Source organism: Nocardioides salsibiostraticola (assembly GCF_054783655.1).
The window spans coordinates 374,164-394,519 of the sequence record NZ_BAAGQD010000026.1 but is presented as its reverse complement, the minus strand read 5'-3'; the positions used below and the strand labels follow the sequence as shown (position 1 = coordinate 394,519).

6 protein-coding genes are annotated in these 20,356 nt (G+C 63.7%); all 6 read right to left on the bottom strand.

Going from position 1 to position 20,356, the window contains the following annotated elements; genetic code table 11:
- Nucleotides 1-35: 35 nt before the first annotated feature.
- Genes ACYVLV_RS16310 through ACYVLV_RS16285 form a run of 6 tightly spaced genes read right to left on the bottom strand, consistent with a single transcriptional unit; the run spans nucleotide 36 to nucleotide 20,101 of the window.
- The gene (locus ACYVLV_RS16310; protein ID WP_460811460.1) at nucleotides 36-2,261 is read right to left on the bottom strand and encodes a 3'-5' exonuclease; all 2,226 of its coding nucleotides are present in this window, start codon (nucleotides 2,259-2,261) and stop codon (nucleotides 36-38) included.
- A complete protein-coding gene (locus ACYVLV_RS16305) occupies nucleotides 2,261-8,593 on the bottom strand; it encodes a DEAD/DEAH box helicase (protein ID WP_460811459.1) in 6,333 nt (2,110 codons plus the stop codon). Before ACYVLV_RS16305 ends, ACYVLV_RS16310 begins: the two co-directional genes overlap by 1 nt.
- On the bottom strand, nucleotides 8,586-9,803 hold the full coding sequence (locus tag ACYVLV_RS16300) for an McrC family protein (protein WP_460811458.1): 1,218 nt from the start codon (nucleotides 9,801-9,803) through the stop codon (nucleotides 8,586-8,588). The genes ACYVLV_RS16305 and ACYVLV_RS16300 overlap by 8 nt, the downstream gene beginning before the upstream one ends.
- Nucleotides 9,787-12,657, bottom strand: coding sequence for an McrB family protein (locus ACYVLV_RS16295; RefSeq protein ID WP_460811457.1), 2,871 nt, complete (start codon nucleotides 12,655-12,657; stop codon nucleotides 9,787-9,789). The genes ACYVLV_RS16300 and ACYVLV_RS16295 overlap by 17 nt, the downstream gene beginning before the upstream one ends.
- Nucleotides 12,657-17,510, bottom strand: coding sequence for a class I SAM-dependent DNA methyltransferase (locus tag ACYVLV_RS16290; RefSeq protein WP_460811456.1), 4,854 nt, complete (start codon nucleotides 17,508-17,510; stop codon nucleotides 12,657-12,659). Before ACYVLV_RS16290 ends, ACYVLV_RS16295 begins: the two co-directional genes overlap by 1 nt.
- The gene (locus ACYVLV_RS16285; RefSeq protein ID WP_460811455.1) at nucleotides 17,510-20,101 is read right to left on the bottom strand and encodes an SNF2-related protein; all 2,592 of its coding nucleotides are present in this window, start codon (nucleotides 20,099-20,101) and stop codon (nucleotides 17,510-17,512) included. Before ACYVLV_RS16285 ends, ACYVLV_RS16290 begins: the two co-directional genes overlap by 1 nt.
- Nucleotides 20,102-20,356 lie beyond the last annotated feature (255 nt).

Here is a 20,356-nt window from a genome sequence, read left to right as displayed (position 1 = left end):
AGGCACGGGTGGTCAGCAGTCCGCGGACACATCTCTCATTGGCTGGCTCTCGCTAGGAACTCACTGCTGTCCCCCGACCACATGACCACCAGCTCGTCCCTGGCCCGTGTAGCAGCAACGTAGAACAACGACCGCTCGCGCTGCAGCAGGTCCTCACGGTCACCTTCTGGCACGCCCTTCAGTAGATACGCCGCCGGAACCAAGTCGGCGTCGGCTCCGAAGATCAACACCCGGGAGAACTCCATACCCTTCGCCCGGTGCATGGTCATCACCTGAGGCGCCTTGGCTTCCCCCTGCTGTTTGGTGATCTGTCGGACCTGCACACCACGGTCCGACAATCCAGCTGTGATCTGGTTCGAGACCTGTTGGTCGCGAACCAGGATGCCGATCGTTTCGGGGACCACGTCGTTCGCCAGCCAGTCCTGGATGCGCGTCGCTGCCGCGTCCAACTCTTCGGTCAGCGACTTGGCCCCGATCTTCTCGGGTGCTGGCCCACTGCGCGCCGAGCGATATCCCTTGTCGTCGGTGTCCTCTTCCTCAAGACCCAGGTCGTGAAGTCCCTCAAGAACACTGGTCGCGAACTGGAGCACTTGCTGAGTGGTGCGGTAGTTGAGGGACAGCCGGCGAGAGCGACCGACGATGTTAATGCCAAGGCGACTGAAGACAACGCGTTGACCATAGATGCGCTGCTGTAGGTCCTCGGCGATGAACAGATCGTCTGGCCCCTCGGGAGCCAGCCCCCGCAGCATCTGCCATTGCGACGGTGCGAGGTCTTGGCCTTCGTCGACCAGCACATGGTCGGCCCTCGGGCCTGAGGCGGCGAGGAGTTCGGCCGCGATCGCCGCCACCTCGGGGAAGTCGACCACACCCTCTACTGCTGCTGAGGTTCGGAAGTGGCTAATTGTCTCCCACACTGCCTCACGGTGGCCCCGCGAGAGCGAAACCCCACGCCCGGTACGGCGAACCTTGAGGTATTGCTCCCGCGTGGTGATGCGGGCGGGCAATACGACCGCTGCGTACTCAGCCTCGAAGAAGCTTGGGTTGCGAAGATCAGCCGGCAGTTTCTCGCCCGTTGCCTCAATCGCCTCGCGCCAGCCGCTCGTGGTGGCATCCGGGCGTTTAGTGGCTCGGTTCCCGCCCACCCCTAGCACCTTTTCGACAGCGGCATCCCTCTCCGACGCCGATGCGAAGGCCAGGACCCGGCCGGCGGCAGCATCGACGCCCGTGACGTAGATGCCCGGTTCTCCCAATGCGTTGGCGATGGGGAGGTCCGGGTCGAGGAGCTTGAGGTTGCGACTCAGGTCAGCAGCGAGGTTCTTCGTATAGGTGGTGAGCACGATGCGTGACTTCGGACTGCGCTGCGCCAACTTTCGCGCCCGGTGCAGAAGCACCACTGTCTTTCCTGTGCCCGCCCCACCCGACAATCGGTAGGGGCCGTTCCAGGAACCATCCACATACTTGCGCTGCTCGGGGTGGAGGAACACGCGCCACTTGGCGAAGTCGCCCTCCTCGATGATCTCGCGCAGTTCTTCTTGGTCCTCGATGAAGGCGAACTGCATCTTGGCCGCGGGCGTCTTCATACCCTCGATCAGCTGGTCGTCCTCGTCCAAGCTGTCGTCGACGCCGGTTAGCTTGTCCAAGCCGAGGGTGGTTCGTGCTTCGTCGATCGTCTTGCCTGCCGCGAGGTCCAGCAGCGCCATGCCTTGCCATTCGACAACATGCTCGGCGATCTTCAGGATCTCGTCGTCCGAGGATGCTGCCATCGCTCGTGTTGCCAGGTCCGCGTCCAGGCCGAGGGCCTCGACGAGTGAGTCGACCGTCGTTCCTGCGCTCACCGACTCAAGCAGCGAGTGCTTGTCCTGTGGTGCTGGCGCCGTCGCAGGTTCAACCGAGAAGTCGTCTTCTTTCGGCTTGTCGAGCTCCGATTCAGATTGGATGAGCATCTCGGTGATGCCGTTGACCGGGTTGGACTTGAGGACAGCTGACTGGGCGATCGCGATCGCTTCGTCGTGTGGCCACACACCGGTGAATACGTAGTGGGCCTCGGGTCCTGAGCCTTGGACCTTGAACAGAACCGCCCGATACATATCGTTCACGCGCCCGGTTCTGACGCGGCTGTCTACCGAGTTCATGATGGGCTCGATGTGCAGACCGGGCTGGGCGTCGTTGACCCCCAGCTTGTAGAGAAAGCTCATCGTTTGTTTGTGGATCGACCCGTCGTGCTGGCCGTCCTTGACCGTCGTCAGAATCACTTGTGGCATCAGGTGGTACTTCCTTCCAAGGCGTCACGCAACTGGTCAATCTGGCCGGGGACGATGGTCCACCCGTGTGCTCGAACGTCTACGCGGTCCTCGTCTGTGAGATCAAGGTCAAGGACGATCTTCTTGTCGGGCCAGCTCACAGACAGCGGGAGTCCGTCGACCTCGAATCCCAACTTCGGTTGCTCCAGGGCGTGCTCGGCCAGGAGGAGCAGGACCTCGCGCTCTGCGTCGGTGGCAGCCTCCGTCAGGGCGACCCAGGAGCCCCTGAGACCAGCGGGCGCCTCGCTAGCGGCCTCCGCCTGCGGAGCTCGTGCGCCTCCTGCGCGACTCAGGGTGGTCACCGTTGTCCCGGTCTTCCGCAACGCCAGCAGGTTGCTGACTCGCAGCCAGCTACGCCAGGCATTGCGAGAGTCAGGGCCTAGAGAATCATCGCGGTCGTCCAGGAGTACGGCGATCTCGGTCGTTTTGTTCTTCGGGTTCAGCCGGGACATCACCACCAGGCCACCCTCGCGCCAGGCCCACACCGGCACTCCGCTGCCGGCCGGGGGGTGACCCTCGAGGATGTCTGCCGCAGCCTTGGCCAAGTCAGATCGTTGACCTGATAGGCCCTGCGTCTGCGCCTTGGGCGCGAAGAGGAATGGCAGCGCCCGGCCCAGGTCGGCAAGACCCTCGGGGTCCGGGTTCTGAATCCAGCTGAGCAACTGGTCGAGGGGCCCGGAGCGGACCAACGCGACCAACGCGGGTTTCAGGGAGATCCCGGCGCCCTTCATCACTTCGGGCACTGACTTTTCGAGGAACCAGTCCGGTGGCGTCGGGTCGGTATCCAGATCTGCCCAGGCGAATCCGAGCACCAGAAGTCCTAGCTCCCGTAGCTCCTCCCGCTTACGGGCGTCCTCGGAGAGGTTGTTGTGCTGGGGGCTGGCGTGGAACTTCCAGCCGTCGCAGAAGATCGCCGTCTGGGGCACATTGGGGTCGGTGCAGCGCAGCACGAAGTCGGGCTTGCTTGAGCCCACATTGACTTGTGGCTCTAGCGACCACTGTCGTCGAGCGCCTAGGGTGATTTCTAGACGCACCCCCTTGGCCTCCGGGTGCTCTTTGATCGTGGCTCCGAGCTTGTCGAGCCGCTCCTTGAGGACCTGTCGGAACTTCTGCTCCATCTTGGATTCGGGGTCGAAGGCGAGCCCCGCCTCTTCGGTGACATCCCATCCCCCAGAGACGTCCGGCTCCTCGTCGCTCGGGACCCCGGAGCGCAGAATGTCGAGCAGCACGCGTTCGGCTTCGACCCGCGAAACGAGTTTGCTCTGGCCGTAGCCAGCGAAGGGAAGCAAGCAGAGGTGGCAGGCGACCCTCCCTTGCGCCGCGCATTCACAGTCCCGGATCACCCAGTAGGCGCCCCACAGGATCTTGTAGAGGTTCTCCGGGTCGCTGAGGTCCGCCAGGTAACCCGTTCCCCCCGGTACTAAATCGTGAATCAACAAGGCGTCGGCGTTCTCAGTGCCATCCGAGAGGTGTGGGTCGACGATCATCTCCATCGCCAAGTGGTCAGGCGCTCCACCAATGTGTTCCCGCAAACCCAGTTTGATCGCTGCAGCCAACGAGGGCACCGCGAAACTCGAGCCAACTGACACCATCGGGGGAAGTCGTAGGACCAACCCCTCGGTGTGCAAGGTCCGGCTCAGTGCGATCGAGACGTCCACTTCTTCTGGCGCTTCACGTAGTGAGCACCAGGGGCGGTGTTCGTATTTCGAGTTGCGGTTGGCGGTCCTATCGACCTGGCCGCATTCCGAGCAAACTCGGAACAGCTCCGGGCCGATTTCGTTCCCCGCGATGAAGCGGGTGAAGCCGTGTCCGGCGGACCGGCCGACGTTGAGCCAGGTAAGGCGAAGATTCGTCACGTGCTTGGCACCGAAGCCGTGGGACTTCACGAACCATTGACTCTGCACGTCCGATGGCATGTAGTCCGCGGTGGTGATGACCTCGAAGGCTTCCCGCACCCGATCGTCGCGGGAGTCGTCGATGGCCGCTTCGTCGCGCCTCATCGAGGAGGAGACCCGACTGAGTTCGACAACCGAAAGCCGCTGAGCGACGTCGGCAATCGCGTTGTTCCCGCAGCGAGGGCACGAGTGGGGCACCTGGGCCCCATCGGTCAGGTCAAGGCTGTAGCCGCAAGTCGGGCAGAACACCCACTCCCGGACGGCTTCGCCGCCGTTGCCGAGGTCAACTGTGTTGATCTCTGCTCGGGTGCCTCCTGCGTAGAACGTGGCGCCGGGCGCGAACTCTCGAAGAGCGAGTGCCGCGTTGCGTGAGTAGGAGACGTTCTCGGTGGCGTACTCCCCGGAGTCCGGGTCGATCCAGGACAGCCCGATGTCGAGGGTGACGCTGTCGTCGAGCAGCGTGTAGTTCGGCAGAATCCCTGCCTCCTCAAGCGCACTGATCCAGTACTCCGACGTCAGCTCGGCTCGCTGCTTCTTGGCGAGACCGAGGGATGCCTGAGCGCTGCGATAGGCGTCTTTGTCGTCGTCCGAGGCCAAGGGCAACTCGGCTGCCGCCAGCAGGCTCGGGATCGACGCCTCGATCTGCGTGATGCGATGCCCGAGCGTTTCGAGGCGCTTGTGCCAGCGTTGGGACTCAGCGATAAGCCGCTGAGCCATGGGGCTGGTCAGGGATGTGTCGCCAACCGGGGTCACCCACTCACGCAGGGAGTTGATGCTCGTCTTCGCAAGGCTGGGGAAGCACGCCAGGAACTCGGCGAGATGCCCATCGTCCTGAGATGACGACGCCTCAGCGTCCGTGGCCAGCGCGTAGAGATAGCTCTCAGGCTCCATCGATCCCAACGCAGTGGACGTGCGCTCGGGGTGGACGCCGGCTGAGTTGCGGGCCTGCCGGTCGGCCAGGGCGGCGACGTACTGTCGGCGCAGAATCTCCTCCGCGTCGAGGTACGTCGCAGGGGGACGGACCTTCCCGTTGATCATCGAGGTCGGTTGTCCCAACTGAGGCAGCTGCTCGCCGCGACCCGAAACGAACGCGAGGTTGAGTGCACTGCCCGTGAGCCGTCCGGCGCGGCCCACGCGCTGGAGGTACGACGCCACCGTCCGAGGCAACGAGGCCAGCATCACCGTCGACAGGTCCCCGATGTCGATACCCATTTCCAGGGTGGGGGTGGCCACCAGAACGTTCGGGGCGGCCGGGTCGTCGATGCGCTCCTTGAAGCCATCTTCGTAGCGCTGACGAACCACGTCGTCGAGCAGTGAGGTGTGCTCGCGAGCGACAACGCGCTGGATCTGCTTGGCGGCGAAGAATCGGCGGTAGAAGTTCTTCGGATCGCCTTCGTCGCGCTCGAGGACGCCCTGACAGCGAGTGACCAGACACGGTGCGCCGTCCAGTTGATTGACCACGGTCGTGGTGCCAGGCACCACCCCTTTGCAGGTGCGGCAGATCAACCGGGCTCGGCGGTCCTGTAAGTCGCGGTCGGCGATGGGAGCGACGACGACCTTGTCCTGCGGAATTGAGTAGACCTCGGCTCCGCCCTTGTTGGTGACGCTCAGGATGATCTCCTGCTCCGCAAGTCGCTTCAGGAGCAGTCGGGAGAGCACCGCTCCTTCACTGGCGTTGACGTGCAGGACGCGCATCGCCCACTGTGCGTACCAACCTTGCGGTGCGGTGACCGGGTCGAGGACGTTCTCCTTGATCGCCGACTTCGGCCCGACTCTGGGGAAGGCCGGTGCGGTTCGGCCGATCGGGAAGGCGGGCATGCCCTGCGACTTCGGTCGCCCCCGCCAGATGAAGTGGCGGGCGCCGTCCTCTTGAATCAGCTTCTGCAACCAGACGTGCTCGATCGAGCCGCGCTCCCGCATCCTCTCCAGGACGCCGCGCACCCACGCCACCAGGCGGGTGTCGTCGGCTTCGACCGGGAGTGCCTCGCCGCTACCGTCCTTGATCGCCTTCTTCGCCGCGGCGAGCATGAACCCTCTGCTTGCTTCGACCTCGACAGCCAAGCTTCCTGTCATCTCGAGAGTTCGGCCCAGATGCGACTGGAGTCCGAACTCCACGACGGCGTCGAATGAGATCCTCTTCCGCACCCGGCTCAGGACGGGCTGGGGGACCTTTTTGAGGGTTTTCGCTTGCCAGAACGGTCGGAACTCATCCTTGTCGGCAAGGTCGGGCGGCAGGATGCGGAAGCGTAGATCGGCGCTGTCTCCTGCCTGTTGGATGACGCGCTCGGCCAGGAGGTCCAGCGATCGTGGCTCATCGCCGACGGCTTGGCGCAACATCGAGCGGACCGTCAGGCTGTGGGAGCGGCTCTGTACGAACCCGGCCCGATGGGCGGCGTCTTGGACACTGTCGGTGAACACCAGCGTCTTCTTCTCGGACTGATCGAGGTTCACACTGCCGAAGAGTGTGGAGAGCCCTACGGAGAGTTGGGTGGCGACCGCCGAGCCGAGGAAGCGAATCCCGTCCCGTTGCTGGCAGGCTGGGCAGAAGTCCTTCTTGGAGGCTTCATCGGCTTCTGAGTCCACGTGTGTGAGCACGGGCAACACCGAGCCGTCGCGGCGGGTTTGCTCATCGGCGGGAGGTTTGGCCAGGAGTCGTCGTTGGTTCACGTCGAACCAACGCAGGTTGTCGAACGCTGGCTGGGTCGCGTCGGTGCCGTGGTCCTCTAGGGCTTGGTCACCCTCCCGGGAGGCCAACAGCAGGGGACGGAAGCGTGCTTCCCCGTTGGCGTGGCCGCGACGGATGTCGGTGTCGCTGGTGTCCAGCGTGCTGACATCGGCTGGAGACAGTGCCACGCCCCAGCCCGAGCGTCCACAGTGTCGGCAGTAGACCGCGGGGAACACTGAGCCGTGGCTTCGATCGTCGTCGTCGACACCCAACGGCGCTGAGCCATCGTCGGACCACCAGAACGTGGGGTCGGCCGACACGGCTTCCCGGTCGATGCGGGTCAGCTCCCGCACCCACAGATGCACTTCCACGGAGGGCATCGAACGCCCCGCCACCTTGCGCACGTGGCTCAGTGCCCCTGCGTACGCCGAGAGGAACTGGGTGCGAAGCTCCAGGCTCATGCTCGACGCGGGGAACAGCGTCTCAGCAAGGTCTCGGAGGTCAACGGCATCTTGTGAGTGCTCCAGCACAGCGCGCGTCATCGGGTGCGATCGCAGCAGGTCAGCGTCCGCGCTTCCCTCGACGACTGGGTCGTACAGCCGCTCGATCACCGCATCGGAGAGCTTCTCGGCTTCGGGATCCGGGCCCAACGCTTCGACCGCGGCGTTGACGTCGTCGATGAGATCGCGACCGGTCTGGGGCCTCGGGTTTCCCTCCGGAGGCCTTGCTTGGGCAATCCACTCCTCGATGCCGAGTCGAGACTCAGTGACCACCGCTTCGACAGGAAACTCTTGACCGAAAACAAGGCTGGCGAACTCCAGCATCGCAGCCGGGTCACCCTTGTCTCCGAGGGTCGCGGAGGTGGCGATCGGGGTGACCTGCGCCAAGGGCGTATCCCCGCTGGCACCGTGTGCTCGCAAGGTGAGTCCGAGACGCCGCAGGAGCATGGCAACGTCGGTGCCCTGGGCTCCGTCGTAGGTGTGGAACTCATCAAGCACGAGGTACTGCAGCGACGTCGCGCTCTGCTCCCAAATTGCGGCGTCGGCTCGTCGCAACAGCATCTGGTCGAGCATCTTGTAGTTGGTGAGCAAGATGTCCGGGGCACTGCTGCGCATCACATGCCGGTCGGTGATCAACCCGTCTGCCGTCACCTTGGTCCGCTGAGGTCCCTGCTGGCCGGTGAACAATCCTGCGGTGACTCCCCCGAGTGCGGGCAGGGATGTGATCAGCTCAGCCAAGCGCTGCGCCTGATCGTTCGCGAGCGCGTTCATGGGGTAGAGGATCAGGGCCTTCATCCCCCCGACTCCGCTGGCTTTGGCTCGCAGCACGTGATCGAGGATCGGATAGAGGAAGGCCTCGGTCTTTCCTGATCCGGTGCCCGTGGTCACCAGGGTGGGCAGCGGTGCAGGTTTGTCGTCTCCCAGGTTGGCGGAGCTGAGTCGTGCGAAGGCTTCTGCCTGGTGCCCGTAGGGCGGGAAGCTGCCCGGAGCTCCGGGCTTCGCTTCGTCGATCGGGTGCCACCCCAGGGTGTCGCGCCACCCCTCGGCGGCCGGCCTAAAAGGCAACCGGGTGCGTAGATAGGGGCCCTTGAAGATGCCGTCGCGAGGATCCCGAAGGAACTCTTGGAGGGCTAGCCGCGCGTCGTCGTCGGAGAGGGCGAAGGTCGTCTCCAAGAAGTCGAGCAGACCGGACCGCACACCATCAGCTGCCAATGACGGCAGGAGTTCACCCATGGTCGGCACCGTAACCGCTCAAGCTCGCGAGATGCCGGATCGACGTGGCCAACTCATCCAGCCCAGCCTCTACAGCTGTCCAAGCTCCGGCTAAGGGGAGCGAGTGGGTGTGGAGGTGCTGGCCGCCCCCGGCCACGGTGATCTGTCGGTCAGGGGTCTCCTCTGACTGGCAGTAGATCAGCAGGCCCCGGTTGAGCCGGAGGACCGTCGCGTAGGCCAGCAGTTGGTAGTAGTCGCTCCCCTTCCCGATTCCGCTGGCGGTGAGTTTGTACTTCAGGTCGGCCACGAAGACGATCTGGCCGTCCCGCCGGAAGACCAGGTCGGGTTTCATCAGGACGGTGCCCTTGGTGCTCAGGGCGGTGCGGTCCTGCTCCTCAACTTCCAGGTCCGGCCACAAGCGTCTGGTGAGTTCGGCACCGACCCAGCGTTCGTAGAGGTCGTTCATGTTCACCAGGAACGAGCGTCCTTCGAGTCCACCTGCCGCGTGGGTGAGGCCCAATCCTTCGAGGACCAGACGACACAGTTTCAGTGCGGGCCCGTAGTGGTCGTTGAGCGGGGACTCTTGGATGAGGTCGCATTCGAGGAGAGGCACCGCTGAGTCCCCCACCTCTCCGAAACGCATCAGCAGCTGGCTCACGCTGCGACGGATGGCAGGGTCCGCGGCCCAGCGTCCAATCGTGCGTACTGCGGCGAGCATCACCCTGTTCTCGGGGACGTCCGCGGTGAAGTCATCGAAGCGGCATGGGACCGGCCACGCCTCCCACGGACGGGCGGCGATCTCCTGGACTCGCAGCCGCCCCCTCAGGACCGGCAGGCGTTCCTCGGTCTCGCGATATCCGTGGACCAACCCACGTCGCGTGGCGGCGTCGCTGGATCGAAGGACCAACTCGGCGATGCCGTCGACGAGGTCGGCCCCTGCGTAGCCGACATCGTCCAGACCCCAATCCACCAACCCTGCCGAGGCGGTGAACATCATCAGCACCGTTCTCAGGTCTTTGACCTTGGGTCGCACCCGGACGGTCAGACCGGGCAGCACGATGGTGCCGACGTACGACGTGGCACGGAGGCGATAGCTGCCCGCAGCACCCGCGGACCGGACCTCGATCTGCCCCGGAGGTAGGCTCGTCAGGAGAGCGAGATGAGCCTCATCCAGATCCAACGGATCGGAGGATTCGTACTCCGCCAGGCTGACCTCAGTGGGCGGACTCATCGACGCTCGTCTCGGCCAGCTCTTGTTCAGCTTGGGCGTCCACCCCGCTCGCGGACGCCGGCCCGAAGTCGGCATAGACCTTCGCCCACCCGAATTGGGCCAGATCGTTCGGTCGTCCGTAAAGCTGGTCCTCGATGAAGGGATAGATGTCGTAGTCCCAGATCCGCTGAAGCCGCTGATCGGTCAGTATGGTCGTGGCGCCGGCCTCCTTACGGACCATGAAGTGACTGTGCCCCACTTGGAGGTGCGGTCCCTTTAACAGGTGCCGAAGACGGCTGTTGACCTGATCGACGAGGCCCGCCACCCAGGCCGGCTCGTGGTGCTTGATCAGCCAGTCCGACAACAACGACGCCATCTCGCCCTCATGCGGCATGAACGGGATGAAGTGGAACCTGCGCCGCAGTGCGGCGTCGACCATCGCGATGGAGCGGTCCGCAGTGTTCATCGTGCCGATGATGTAGAGGTTCTTGGGCAGTTGAAACGGCTCATCGGGGCGGTAGGCCGTACGCACGGCCTTGTTGCGGTACTCCAGCAAGTACAGCAGTTCACCGAAGACCCGAGGCAGGTTGGCTCGGTTGATCTCGTCGATGATCAGCACGTGCGGCAGGCCCGACGACTTCTCGGCCATCTCCGCCATCAGCGCTAGGGGCCCCTTTCGCAAGGTGTAGGTGAGTTGGCCTCCATCACCGAGGTCGGGACGGTAGCCCTCGAAGAAGTCTTCGTAAGACATGGAGGGATGGAACTGCACCACCATCCGACGGGTGGGGTCGGGCTGCAGCGCTTCGGCGAAGCGGTCTGCGATGAAGGTCTTCCCGGTGCCCGGCGGACCGTAGAAGATCAGCTGCCCCTTCTCCCTGAGCAGGGCATCAATCTCGTGCAGGAACGTTTCGGACACGAGTAGATCAGCCGCGGCAGTGGCGATCCTGTCCTCATCGTCGACCGACTCATCCTCGTGAGAGTTCTCGAGCAACCAGTAGGCGAACTGCGTCTGCCCCCAAGGATCATTCGGGAGCAGCGGTTCCAGGGCAGCGCGCAAAGCGTCGTTGGCCGCCACATGACGCTGGCCGACGCTCAACGCTGAGTCGGGTTCTTCCAGTCCTAGGCGCCTCAGCATGGCGAGTTTGCCGCTATTGCCGTTCAGGGGGAACGTTGCGAGGAAGCGCTCGGGTTGGGTGATCGCGAAAAGCTTCAGCAGCATGGTCTCACCCAGGCCCTTGACGCCTAGATCGTTCGAGTCGAGTCCACGATCGATTCGCTCAACGAGATCTCCCTCGCCCCACAAGATTTCTCGTAGCTTCTCGGCAAAGGTCTCGAACTCGACAGCATCCATGGCGCTCAGGGTCTTGTTCAACCCGGACTGATTCCCGGTTCCGCCATAGCGCGAAGCGATCATCAGACGCATTCGCCCCAGCTCAAGTTCGCTGAGCGCTTCCGCAGCGAGATCTTGTGCGAACTCTTGGCGCTGAGCCTCTTGCCACGGGTCCTTATCATTGGGGTAGGGCCGCTCGACCTTGTATCGGGCCAGCTGTTCCACGATCTCGTTGCTGAGTTCAGGTGGGACGTCCGACGCCGCGCTTCGCTCGTCGATTACCGCCCTCAGGACGGGTAGGAGCTCCGCGGCGTGTTCGGTGATCGCGGTGCGAAGCGTGAGGCCCTCGGGCACATCGGCCCAGTTCCACAGTCGGCCGGCGAAAACCTCTCCGCCGGAGAAGCTCGCGGTCGATTGGAGTCGATCACCACTCTTGTGCGGTCGAACGTCGAAGAAGTTGCATGCCACGGGGAGTGCTTCTGCCATCTTCGCCGCCGTGACTTCGGCGGCTTGGGTTACGGCCTTCCCGGTCGCTGCGCTGTCCCATCCCCCGTACACCCCGATGGCCAACCCCGACTTGGTCGCCCACAGGCGGAAACCTGGTGCCGACATGCCGCCCGGAAGCGTCCAGGCGGCGTACCCGTCTGCCCGGTAGGGAGCGTCGGAGTCGAAGGAGATCCTGGTGGAGGACTTGGGCACCTCCAACTCCATCGCCACGATCTCGTTGAGCTCCTGATGCAGGCCTTCGGCCGCCAGCACCAAGTCGCCCTTGATCTGCTCCGCCAGCGACCTGGCCCTCTCCCGCTCCTCCTCATCTCGGTAGCCGGACCCAGACGTCGCCGCAACCAGGAGGCCAGCAGCTTCTTGGCACATCTCTCCCAGGGTCGGGTTGACTCCCACGAAACGATGATGCTCGGTGAGTACCCACATCAACCGGTCAAACCGATCTACGTCGTCCGGACAGAACGTCCTGGCCGCCTCCACGAACGGCGGATAGCGCTCGGCGTTGTTCCACGAGGAGACCCAGCCGAGTTGGGACATGCGCTCGGGAGCACTGGTCCACAGGCAGGGCCAAGCCGGGTCAGCCGAAACGTCCATCGACCAGAAGAGCGACAGCACGAAGGGGATGCGACCGACCGCGGGCTGACCTTTCGATGAGAGGTCCCGGGTGACCCGAGCGACGTCTTCGAAGCGTCGCATCGCTCCCTCGATGGACTCGGGAGTGGTGAAGGCGCGCACCAGCACATCCAGAACCTCGGGGTCGTCGGGCATGTTGGCGCCCACCTGGTTCAGCCACATCTGCCCGTAGCCGCGGAAGCCCATGTAAGGCTCTCCCTCACGCGCCCAGGCATCCGTGGCCGCCCGGAAGGCGTCGAAGTCTCGGGAGGCGATGAACTCTTCCACAATCGCCCGGGCTGCAGCCTTGCGAGCCGGCCGGTTCCGGTCACGATCCGCCCAGATCTCCTGGATCTCAGGGTCAGCGAGCGCCGCGGCCTCGATCTGATCGAGCTTGGCTCTCCATCGCTCCACATCGGAAGGGTGCATCAAGATCCTGCCTCTCGGTCCGCGAGGACCTGTTCGAAGTGGGAGTACGCCGTGCGCATGTCGGCCTCGCGGTCCAATGTCACGAACGGCAACTCGTAGACGTAGGAGTTGCCGGACGGGTTGATCGCCGTCCGTTCCTCCTCCGGCATGCCAACACTTGGTTGGTCGAGCTTGTCGAGACCACGCTTGCGCCAAGCCGTGAGCACCGAGTTCGGAACCTCTCGCCCGTTCGCGTCGAAGAGATACTTGTTGCGGTCGTAGCCGTAAAGGACCGCGAATTGAGTGCGGTAGATCGTGCACAGTTCGTCAGCGCTTAGCCCCAGCATGAGGGCGACCAGCGCGTCGATCTCGACGAGGGCTTGGCGACGATCTGAAGCGCGACGTAGAGGGACCTCGGGCGTCCAGGTCGGCGTCACGTCAGTCAGTTGCGAGCGTCCCGGATAGTCCGGCCCGCCTGTCCAACCATCGGGGGGATCGACGTCGGTCATGACCTCGGCCCATAGATCCGCGTACGCGTCCGTTAGACAGTTAAGGCGCAGGGTTCGAAGTAGCAAGTGACCGCAGAGTCCGTGATCAGTCGGCACCATGGCAAGGCGTTCGAAAGAGCCTTGATAGATTCCGCTCTTCGGAACAGCCCGCACGAGGAAGTCGCTAAGCAGGCTGCCCATCACCCCCAGCACCAGCCCTATGGATCGGTTGCTCTCACCACCACCCATCGAGAAGACCCCGTTGATGTGGGCTGTTCCAGGCGGTATGAGCGCCGGAATGAGCGTGCGCTCACCCGTGTTGGCGGCCATACCGCGCCAAGCCACCCGGTAGTGATCCCGAGCCGGGACGTCCCGGTCGTCGCCCCAGTGGGTGTAGTCGCGGTCGTACTTCGCCCGATCTCCACGCGGCTTGTATGAGGTCACCGGAATGGAGTCAGGGGACAGCCGCTCTAGATCGACAGCCGCCCAATCCTGATTGTGCAGCATCGTCGGATTGGGTGACTTGTTAAAGGGGGTCGCTACATGGAAGTTCGGACCCTGCAGAATCACCTCCTTCCACGCTGCGGGCTGCCCCCATTCGCTCACGAAATACCCCTTGGCGCGATCCCCCTTCTCGTGCCACCCCGACGAGAAGCTCATGCCCATGCTTGAGACCCTCGCCGCGGACGACAATTTTCCTAGTGCAGCGGCTGCCGCCGTGTTCACCGTGTAGACCATCGCGGCTTCCTCCGGCGACGCATCTTCATCGTCCATCAGTGCATGCCACGTTCTCAGGGTGCCGGCGTCTACACGAACGATTCTGTTCCGATGCGGCCTCAGGTCCCAGTAGCCATCCGCGTCCTTCGTTCCTGGTTCACTACCTGAGCCATCGTGATCGAATGACCGCTCCACGGTGTCCGGGTGATAAAGAGACGAGGCAGTCAGAAACCTTGCGGCAGAAAGTCGCCCGGCATAGACGTGGACCCCGTACTTCACATGGTCGCTTACCTCGAACAGTTTGAGAGCATTGTGGAAATACCAGTGTCGTCGAATGCGAAGGTAGGTTTCTCGCCTGAGCGGACGCGCCTTAGCATCGGTGAAATGTGAGTCTGGATGAATCAGGGCGATCGAACCACTCGCTGATTGGTGGCGCCACGTCTGCTCCATGAAGCACCGGTACAGGTCAGGTTGCAGTCCCTTGAGGTGCGGATACAACTGCACTGAACCCACGAACTCAGATGTCACGTTGACATCGACCGTTCCGTCGACGACTAGCGCGCGGATTCCTGGAAGTGTCAGCGTTCCTTCCATGCGTTTCTCGATAGTGGCTTGACTTGGTCGCGCTGCGAGCTGCCACCATGGGTCGCCCTCGGCCAAGAGCGCCGGAACGTCTGCGGTCGGGCGAACCCATGGCGGGTTCCCGACCTGGAGGTCGAACCCTCCCCGGTCGAAGACCTCCGCAAAGTCGAGATGCCAGTGGAAGAAGCCTTGCTGCACGGCGATGTCACGACAAACATCGAGCCAAGGGTGCGCAGCGTCGACCTCCTCCAATCGCTTGGCTCCAGCGTAGATGCGGTCATTGTCCTCGAGGTCACCCAAGGTGTCCCAGGTCGTCGCTGAGTCGAGGGTGTCGTCGCCCTTCTTGGCTTGACCCTTGCTCATGGTGTTGCCGCCGAGGATCTGACCTAACGCGTCGTACCACTCCTCCAGGGTGGGTGGTGCGACACCACCGTCGTCCGGGTCCTCGGTGAGCGGCCAGAACCACAGGGCACACCATGCGTCCATGACGAGCCGGAGTCGACGGTAGGCGCCGTCGACGTCGGCGAGGGAGGCTTCGATTTCTTCGCGGGTGACGTGGCGGGGTTGGCTTTGTTTCTGCGCCTCAGGGGTTTCGAGGTTCGTCGCTGGCGCTCCTCGCACCTCAACCATCGGAGCAGCGGGGTTTCCCCAGAGGGGGATGTCGCGGCGAATCTGCTCGTTGGCGATCTCGAGGCGCTTGCTGGCGATCTCCCAGAGACGTTCGACCCGCTCGCCCAACTCGACGAGACGATCAACCTGCTTCTTGGTGGGCTTCGCCCACATGGTCTTCCGCCAGTCTTTTAGGCGCTTCACCGCGTCGGGCACGAGGACCTTGATGTCCTTGCCGACTTCGGCAGCCGCACCCCATCCGTCGGCGGGCAGGAGGAAGTGTGGGATTCGACCGGTGATCGCGGATGCTTCGTCCGGGGAGGCCGATCCCCGGACTACCGGCTTGGGGACCGCCTTGAGCCAGGACTTGTCTTCTACTTGGCTGCGGGTGAAGACCGCTTTGCGTGCTCCGATCAGAGAGTTGCCGCGGCGCAGATGCAGTCCGAACCAGGGGGCTTGTAGTCCCTCCACCATCGTGTCCAACCACAGGGATATCTCCGCCAACTCGACGGCGGTGGCGTTGAGGTCGACGCCGTAGGTCTGGTGCAAAGCCAAGTAGGCCTTCACATTCTGCAGTTCCCGAGGGTAGGCGTCCGGGTCGATTGGTCGCCCAAGCTCGGCCTGGCGTCGCTTGAGGTATTCCTCGGCGAGCTGACGGACGGCCTCGATCGCGAAGGCGCCCGAACCCAGGGCAGGCTCGCAGATGGTGAGTTGGAGGATCTCCGCTGCGGAGGTCGTGTGGCCGTCCTGGTCGAGCAACTCTTCCAGAGCCTGAGAGACAACGAACCGGGTCAACACCTCGGGGGTGTAGTAGGACGCCGATTGTTGCCGCTCCCGGCCGGCCAAGCGGAAGACGAAGGACCCACGCTCGTGCAGGATCGGCGTGACCTCGCCGGTGACGTCGTCCTGCTTCGTGACGTAGTCCTTGTCCGCGATGCCGTCGGCCCGGTGGACCGGGACGACCCATGAGCCTTTCTCAGCGTTTCCATCCTTCGCCACCTCGTAGAGATCGTCCTCGGCGAAGAAGCCGGTGTAGGACATCAGTCCCTCATAGACCGCTCCCAGCTGGTTGATCCCCAGCTCGGCATAGGAGATGAAGCCACGGTCGCGGCCCTTCGTCTCCTTGCTCAACAACAAGTGACGCAACACCTGTTGCAGCGCCGCATTGCCAAGCCCGACTTCGTTGATGTGGGCCGTGGCCTGGGGTGTGAAGAGGTCCGCCCGCAGGGAACGGAAGGTGAGGCCCGGAATCGCGGCTTCTAGTGGTTTCGGGTTTTGTGGGTCGGCTTGAGAGCCCTCGTCACCAGGTTTCGAGGCTCGCTGCGCTCGCACCTCAACCAACGCGTTGGATGGGTCGTGGCCCTGGTCGACCAACCGGAACAGAACGGCGAGAGATTCGTAGAGGTGGCGACCGGATTGCGAGCGCTGTGTGGGCAGATCCACGAGGGTGAGTTCGCGAAGCCGATCCAAGCTGTAGCCCTGGTCGTACTCCGGGGCTCCCGCAGGCAGCACGCCCAGCTCAGGAGAAGCCTCGGCGTAGAGCAGGAACAGGATTCGGTAGAGGAAGCGCAGGGATTGTTTGGCCAGCGTTTGCGCCTCGAGGCCGGGCAGCGGCTCCAGGCCTTGCGCCGCACGGCGGCGGACGACCTCGTTGGCGATGATCTCGATCGAGAGTCGGACCCCCTCTCGCAGGTCCTTACTGACACCCACGGTGTGCTTCACCGACTCAGAGAGGATCTCGGTCCACCAGATATCGCCGTCGGCATTCGGCGCCAGCGAGTCGGCGCTGATGCAGGCAAGTGCACGGTCGACTTCGCCCCCAGACTTGGCGTCGTTGCGCTCACACACCAGTTGCAGGTCCAGGGCCAAGTAGCGGCCCTCAGGCCACCTGCTGCGTTCGGCAATGAGCAGAAGGTGGCCGGCCATCACCAGAACGAAGTCCGGTTTGTGGTCGTCGGAGACGAACAACGTGGAGAGTAGCCGGGCGACGGAAGTGATCTCCGTCTTCTCGTCTAGCCAGAAGGGTTCGGCCAGCGTGGAGGCGTTCTTGTCGAGCAGGGCCTCGATCGACTGAGCGGGCTTGGCATCAACGATCGCGAGGCTGTTGCCTTCAGGGAGCGTCGCGGCGCGCACGATGGTGAGGGGTCCCGTCGTGGTGTGTGCGCGGCCGATGCGGTGATACCCGAGGATGTCCCGAAGCCGGGCAGAAACCTCGCGCGCCATGACGGTGGCGCTATCTGCCTCCGGGTCGAGCCGAGCAAAGGTGTTGAGCAGTTCGGCGCGAGCGGCGGTGAATCTGCTGCGCGGTGTCTCCTCGCCCTCGGACTTTGCGGCATCCCAATCCTTGCGGCGGGCGATCACTCGCGCCTTGAAAGATTCTTTCGTAGCGTCGGTGGTGAAGTAGTGCTCGCTGATCCAGCTCTCGCCCACCACGATCGCGTCGGTCTTGGTGGAGGTGCTGGGACTGGTAGCAACCATCAGGCGTTTCCTTCCTCGACGGGGACCACAAGCAGCAGCGGCCGCACGGATCGTTGGTCGGGAAGCATGGTCTTCACCATCGACTCTTCCTCGTCCACACGCATCCGGCGGGATTTGATCTCGAGTCGCTGAGCTAGCTGATCGGCGTTGGCCTGCCATTCGTGGACTCGGTTGTTCCACTGCTCCACCCGGGTCTCGACGTCGGTCGCCGCAATGTCCGCCAGGTTGTCCAGGGCTCCACGGGCGGCCCGGACTCCCGGCTTGATGAACCGGTCCAACTCGACGTGGTCGAGCAGCGCGTTGCGGTTCACCTGGTGATCCAGGGCTCCGATGGACTTCAACGCCTCACGCATAGACGTGTGCTGTTGAGCGAAGGCCGTTTCGAACGATTGAGCGTCCAGAAAAGTGGCTGTGATGTAGCTGGACGCCACTACCTGGCCACGCTTGTTGGTGAGCGTGCCTTGAAGCAGGAGAGCGATGTCCGATCCGGACCCTTCGACGGCGTACACCTCGTTGCGGCCCAGGGACTCCAGGGCTCGATCCGCTGCCCACTCCAAGCAAGGGTGCAGGGGTGAGAGGAAGTGCGCCTCGGGCCACAGGGAGGTGCTCTCCGCAGAGCGGGCACTGGTGAGAGCTCGGTTGCCGCTGAGCGGGGTGGTGGCCAGTATCAACTTCTCGGTCACCTTGCGGTCCCGCAGGTAGGACTGGGGCAGGACCTCAAGGCGTTGTCGCAGGTCTGCGCTGGGCGCGAACTCAACCAGCCCCTGGTTGGGGTGAGCACGCCAGGAGACACCTCCACCCTTCGGTGTTGCCGAAGGGGTGGTGAAGGCCAGCGCCAGAGCGTCCTCGAGGAACGCGACGTCATCCGTGTAGACGGCCAGATGCGAGTCACCAACAACGGCAGTCGCATCTTGGGAGGAGGCGTCCTCGGCTGTACCCATCGCCATCAGGCGGGCCAGCATCCCGTCCAAGCCATCGTCCTCAGCGACGTCGTCGACGCTGCGCACGACGTCATCGAGGTTCTTGCGTCCGGCTAGCACCTCACGGATCGCGTCCTCTTCCGCCTTGACCGTGTATTCGCCCATCAAGGAGGCGCTGTCGCCGAGTGCTTGGTGAGCTTCATGCTCCTTGGCGACGAGCCGTTGCAGGACCCGAATGTCTCCGCCGAACTTCGTGGTCGAGGGGTTGAGCAGCAGGGTGGTGATCTGCGGGTTGTGCTTCTGGCCGTAACGGTCGATGCGGCCGTTGCGCTGCTCGATGCGGATCAGGCTCCAGGGGATATCGAAGTGGATGAGCTGGTGACACTGCAGGTGCAGGTTCACGCCTTCGGAGGCCACGTCACCGGTCACCAGGATCCGAATCGGCGAGGACTCCTGCTTGAACGACTCAACGATTACTTGCTGCTCGACGTCGCTGATGCCGCCATGCAGGATCTCGAGTTGCCCGTCCTTCAACTTGAGATCGCGCGTGAGGCAGTCGCGCAGCCACCCGAGGGTGCTGACGCGTTCGGCGAAGATCACGGCCCGCTCGGTCGACTTACCGTTCACTCCCACGCCCTTGAGGTGCTGGAGGAGTGCGTCGTACTTCGCGCTTCCTTGGGCCAGGTTGTCGACAGCTAGATCCCCCAGGGTGGCCAGTGCGGCACGTTCCTTGGCTGAGTCGACGTGATCGTCCTTCTCCAGTCGCTTCAGCCGCTCACTCACTGTGGTCTGCAGAGCGGCCGGACTGCTGAGGAATGCTTTGGCCAAGGTCCAGGGGAAGAGGCGCGAGTTGCTGCCGGAGTACGGCGATGCGCCGGCCTCAGGATGCAGCCAGGTGTGCTCTAGCTCCTCGGCGACGGCATTCTCGGCGGGGTTGGCATCGACCAGGACGTTGTTAGGCTCCAGCCGCTCGGCCCAGTCGGCGCCGACGACTTCGGCGACCTCGGGGCTGTGCCGGTGTCGCCGAACGATCAATCTCGCCAGCTCGGACTCGATCAGGTCGTTCTCCGGGGTCACGGCGCTGGGCTCCAGCATCCGGATGAGTTCGGCGAAGGACTCTTTCTTCCCGTTGTGCGGCGTGGCGCTGGCCAGGATCAGCGCGTCGCTGCGGCTGCTGAGCAGACGAGCAAGTCGGTTGTTCTGGGTCGCGTCGTTGGTGACGTTGTGGGACTCGTCGATGACCACCGCATCCCAGTGCTGCTTCTCCAGGTGGGCGAGATACCGGTCGCTCTTGAGGGTGTCGATGGAGACGATCGCCCGCTTGAAGTAGGTGAAGGGGTTGCGGTTGGCCGGCAGTTTCTGCTGCACACGCTGGATACCGAGCGAGTCCAGGCGCACGAACGGCAGAGCGAAGCGGGTCCACAACTCAAACTGCATCTGCTCAAGAACGTGGCGGGGCGTGACGACGAGGATGCGCTCGCCACGGCCGCGGCGCACCAGCTCGGCCAAGATCATGCCGATCTCCAACGTCTTGCCAAGTCCCACGGCATCGGCCAATAGAATCCGGGGGCGGAGGTTGTCTCGGCTCAGCGCCTTGCGGACCGCGGAGAGTTGATAGGGCAATGAATCGGCGAGCGCCTCCGTGGAGACGGTGAGCCCCTCTTCACTCATCGGAACGGCCGTCTTTCGAGCAGTTGCCTCCAGCCACAGTCGAGATTTTTTGAACCCAGGGCTTGAGTCGATCGTGACCGTCGCCTGCTCCGGGTCAAGGGGCGTGATCGTGTCCAGCGCCGTGGAGAACGTGGCTCGAGTGCCCCGGACGAGTTCACTCAGACCCTGCACCTCGACGAACCATCCGTCAGTGGCGCGCTCGGTACGCGTGACCAACCAAGTCTCGTCGCGAATCTCGAGCACTGACCCAGGTGC

Coding starts and splice junctions, on each gene's coding strand:
- ACYVLV_RS16305 (WP_460811459.1), bottom strand. CDS start 8,593: ATGGGTGAACTCCTGCCGTCATTGGCAGCTGATGGTGTGCGGTCCGGT.
- ACYVLV_RS16295 (WP_460811457.1), bottom strand. CDS start 12,657: ATGCACCCTTCCGATGTGGAGCGATGGAGAGCCAAGCTCGATCAGATC.
- ACYVLV_RS16300 (WP_460811458.1), bottom strand. CDS start 9,803: ATGAGTCCGCCCACTGAGGTCAGCCTGGCGGAGTACGAATCCTCCGAT.
- ACYVLV_RS16290 (WP_460811456.1), bottom strand. CDS start 17,510: ATGGTTGCTACCAGTCCCAGCACCTCCACCAAGACCGACGCGATCGTG.
- ACYVLV_RS16285 (WP_460811455.1), bottom strand. CDS start 20,101: ATGAGTGAAGAGGGGCTCACCGTCTCCACGGAGGCGCTCGCCGATTCA.
- ACYVLV_RS16310 (WP_460811460.1), bottom strand. CDS start 2,261: ATGCCACAAGTGATTCTGACGACGGTCAAGGACGGCCAGCACGACGGG.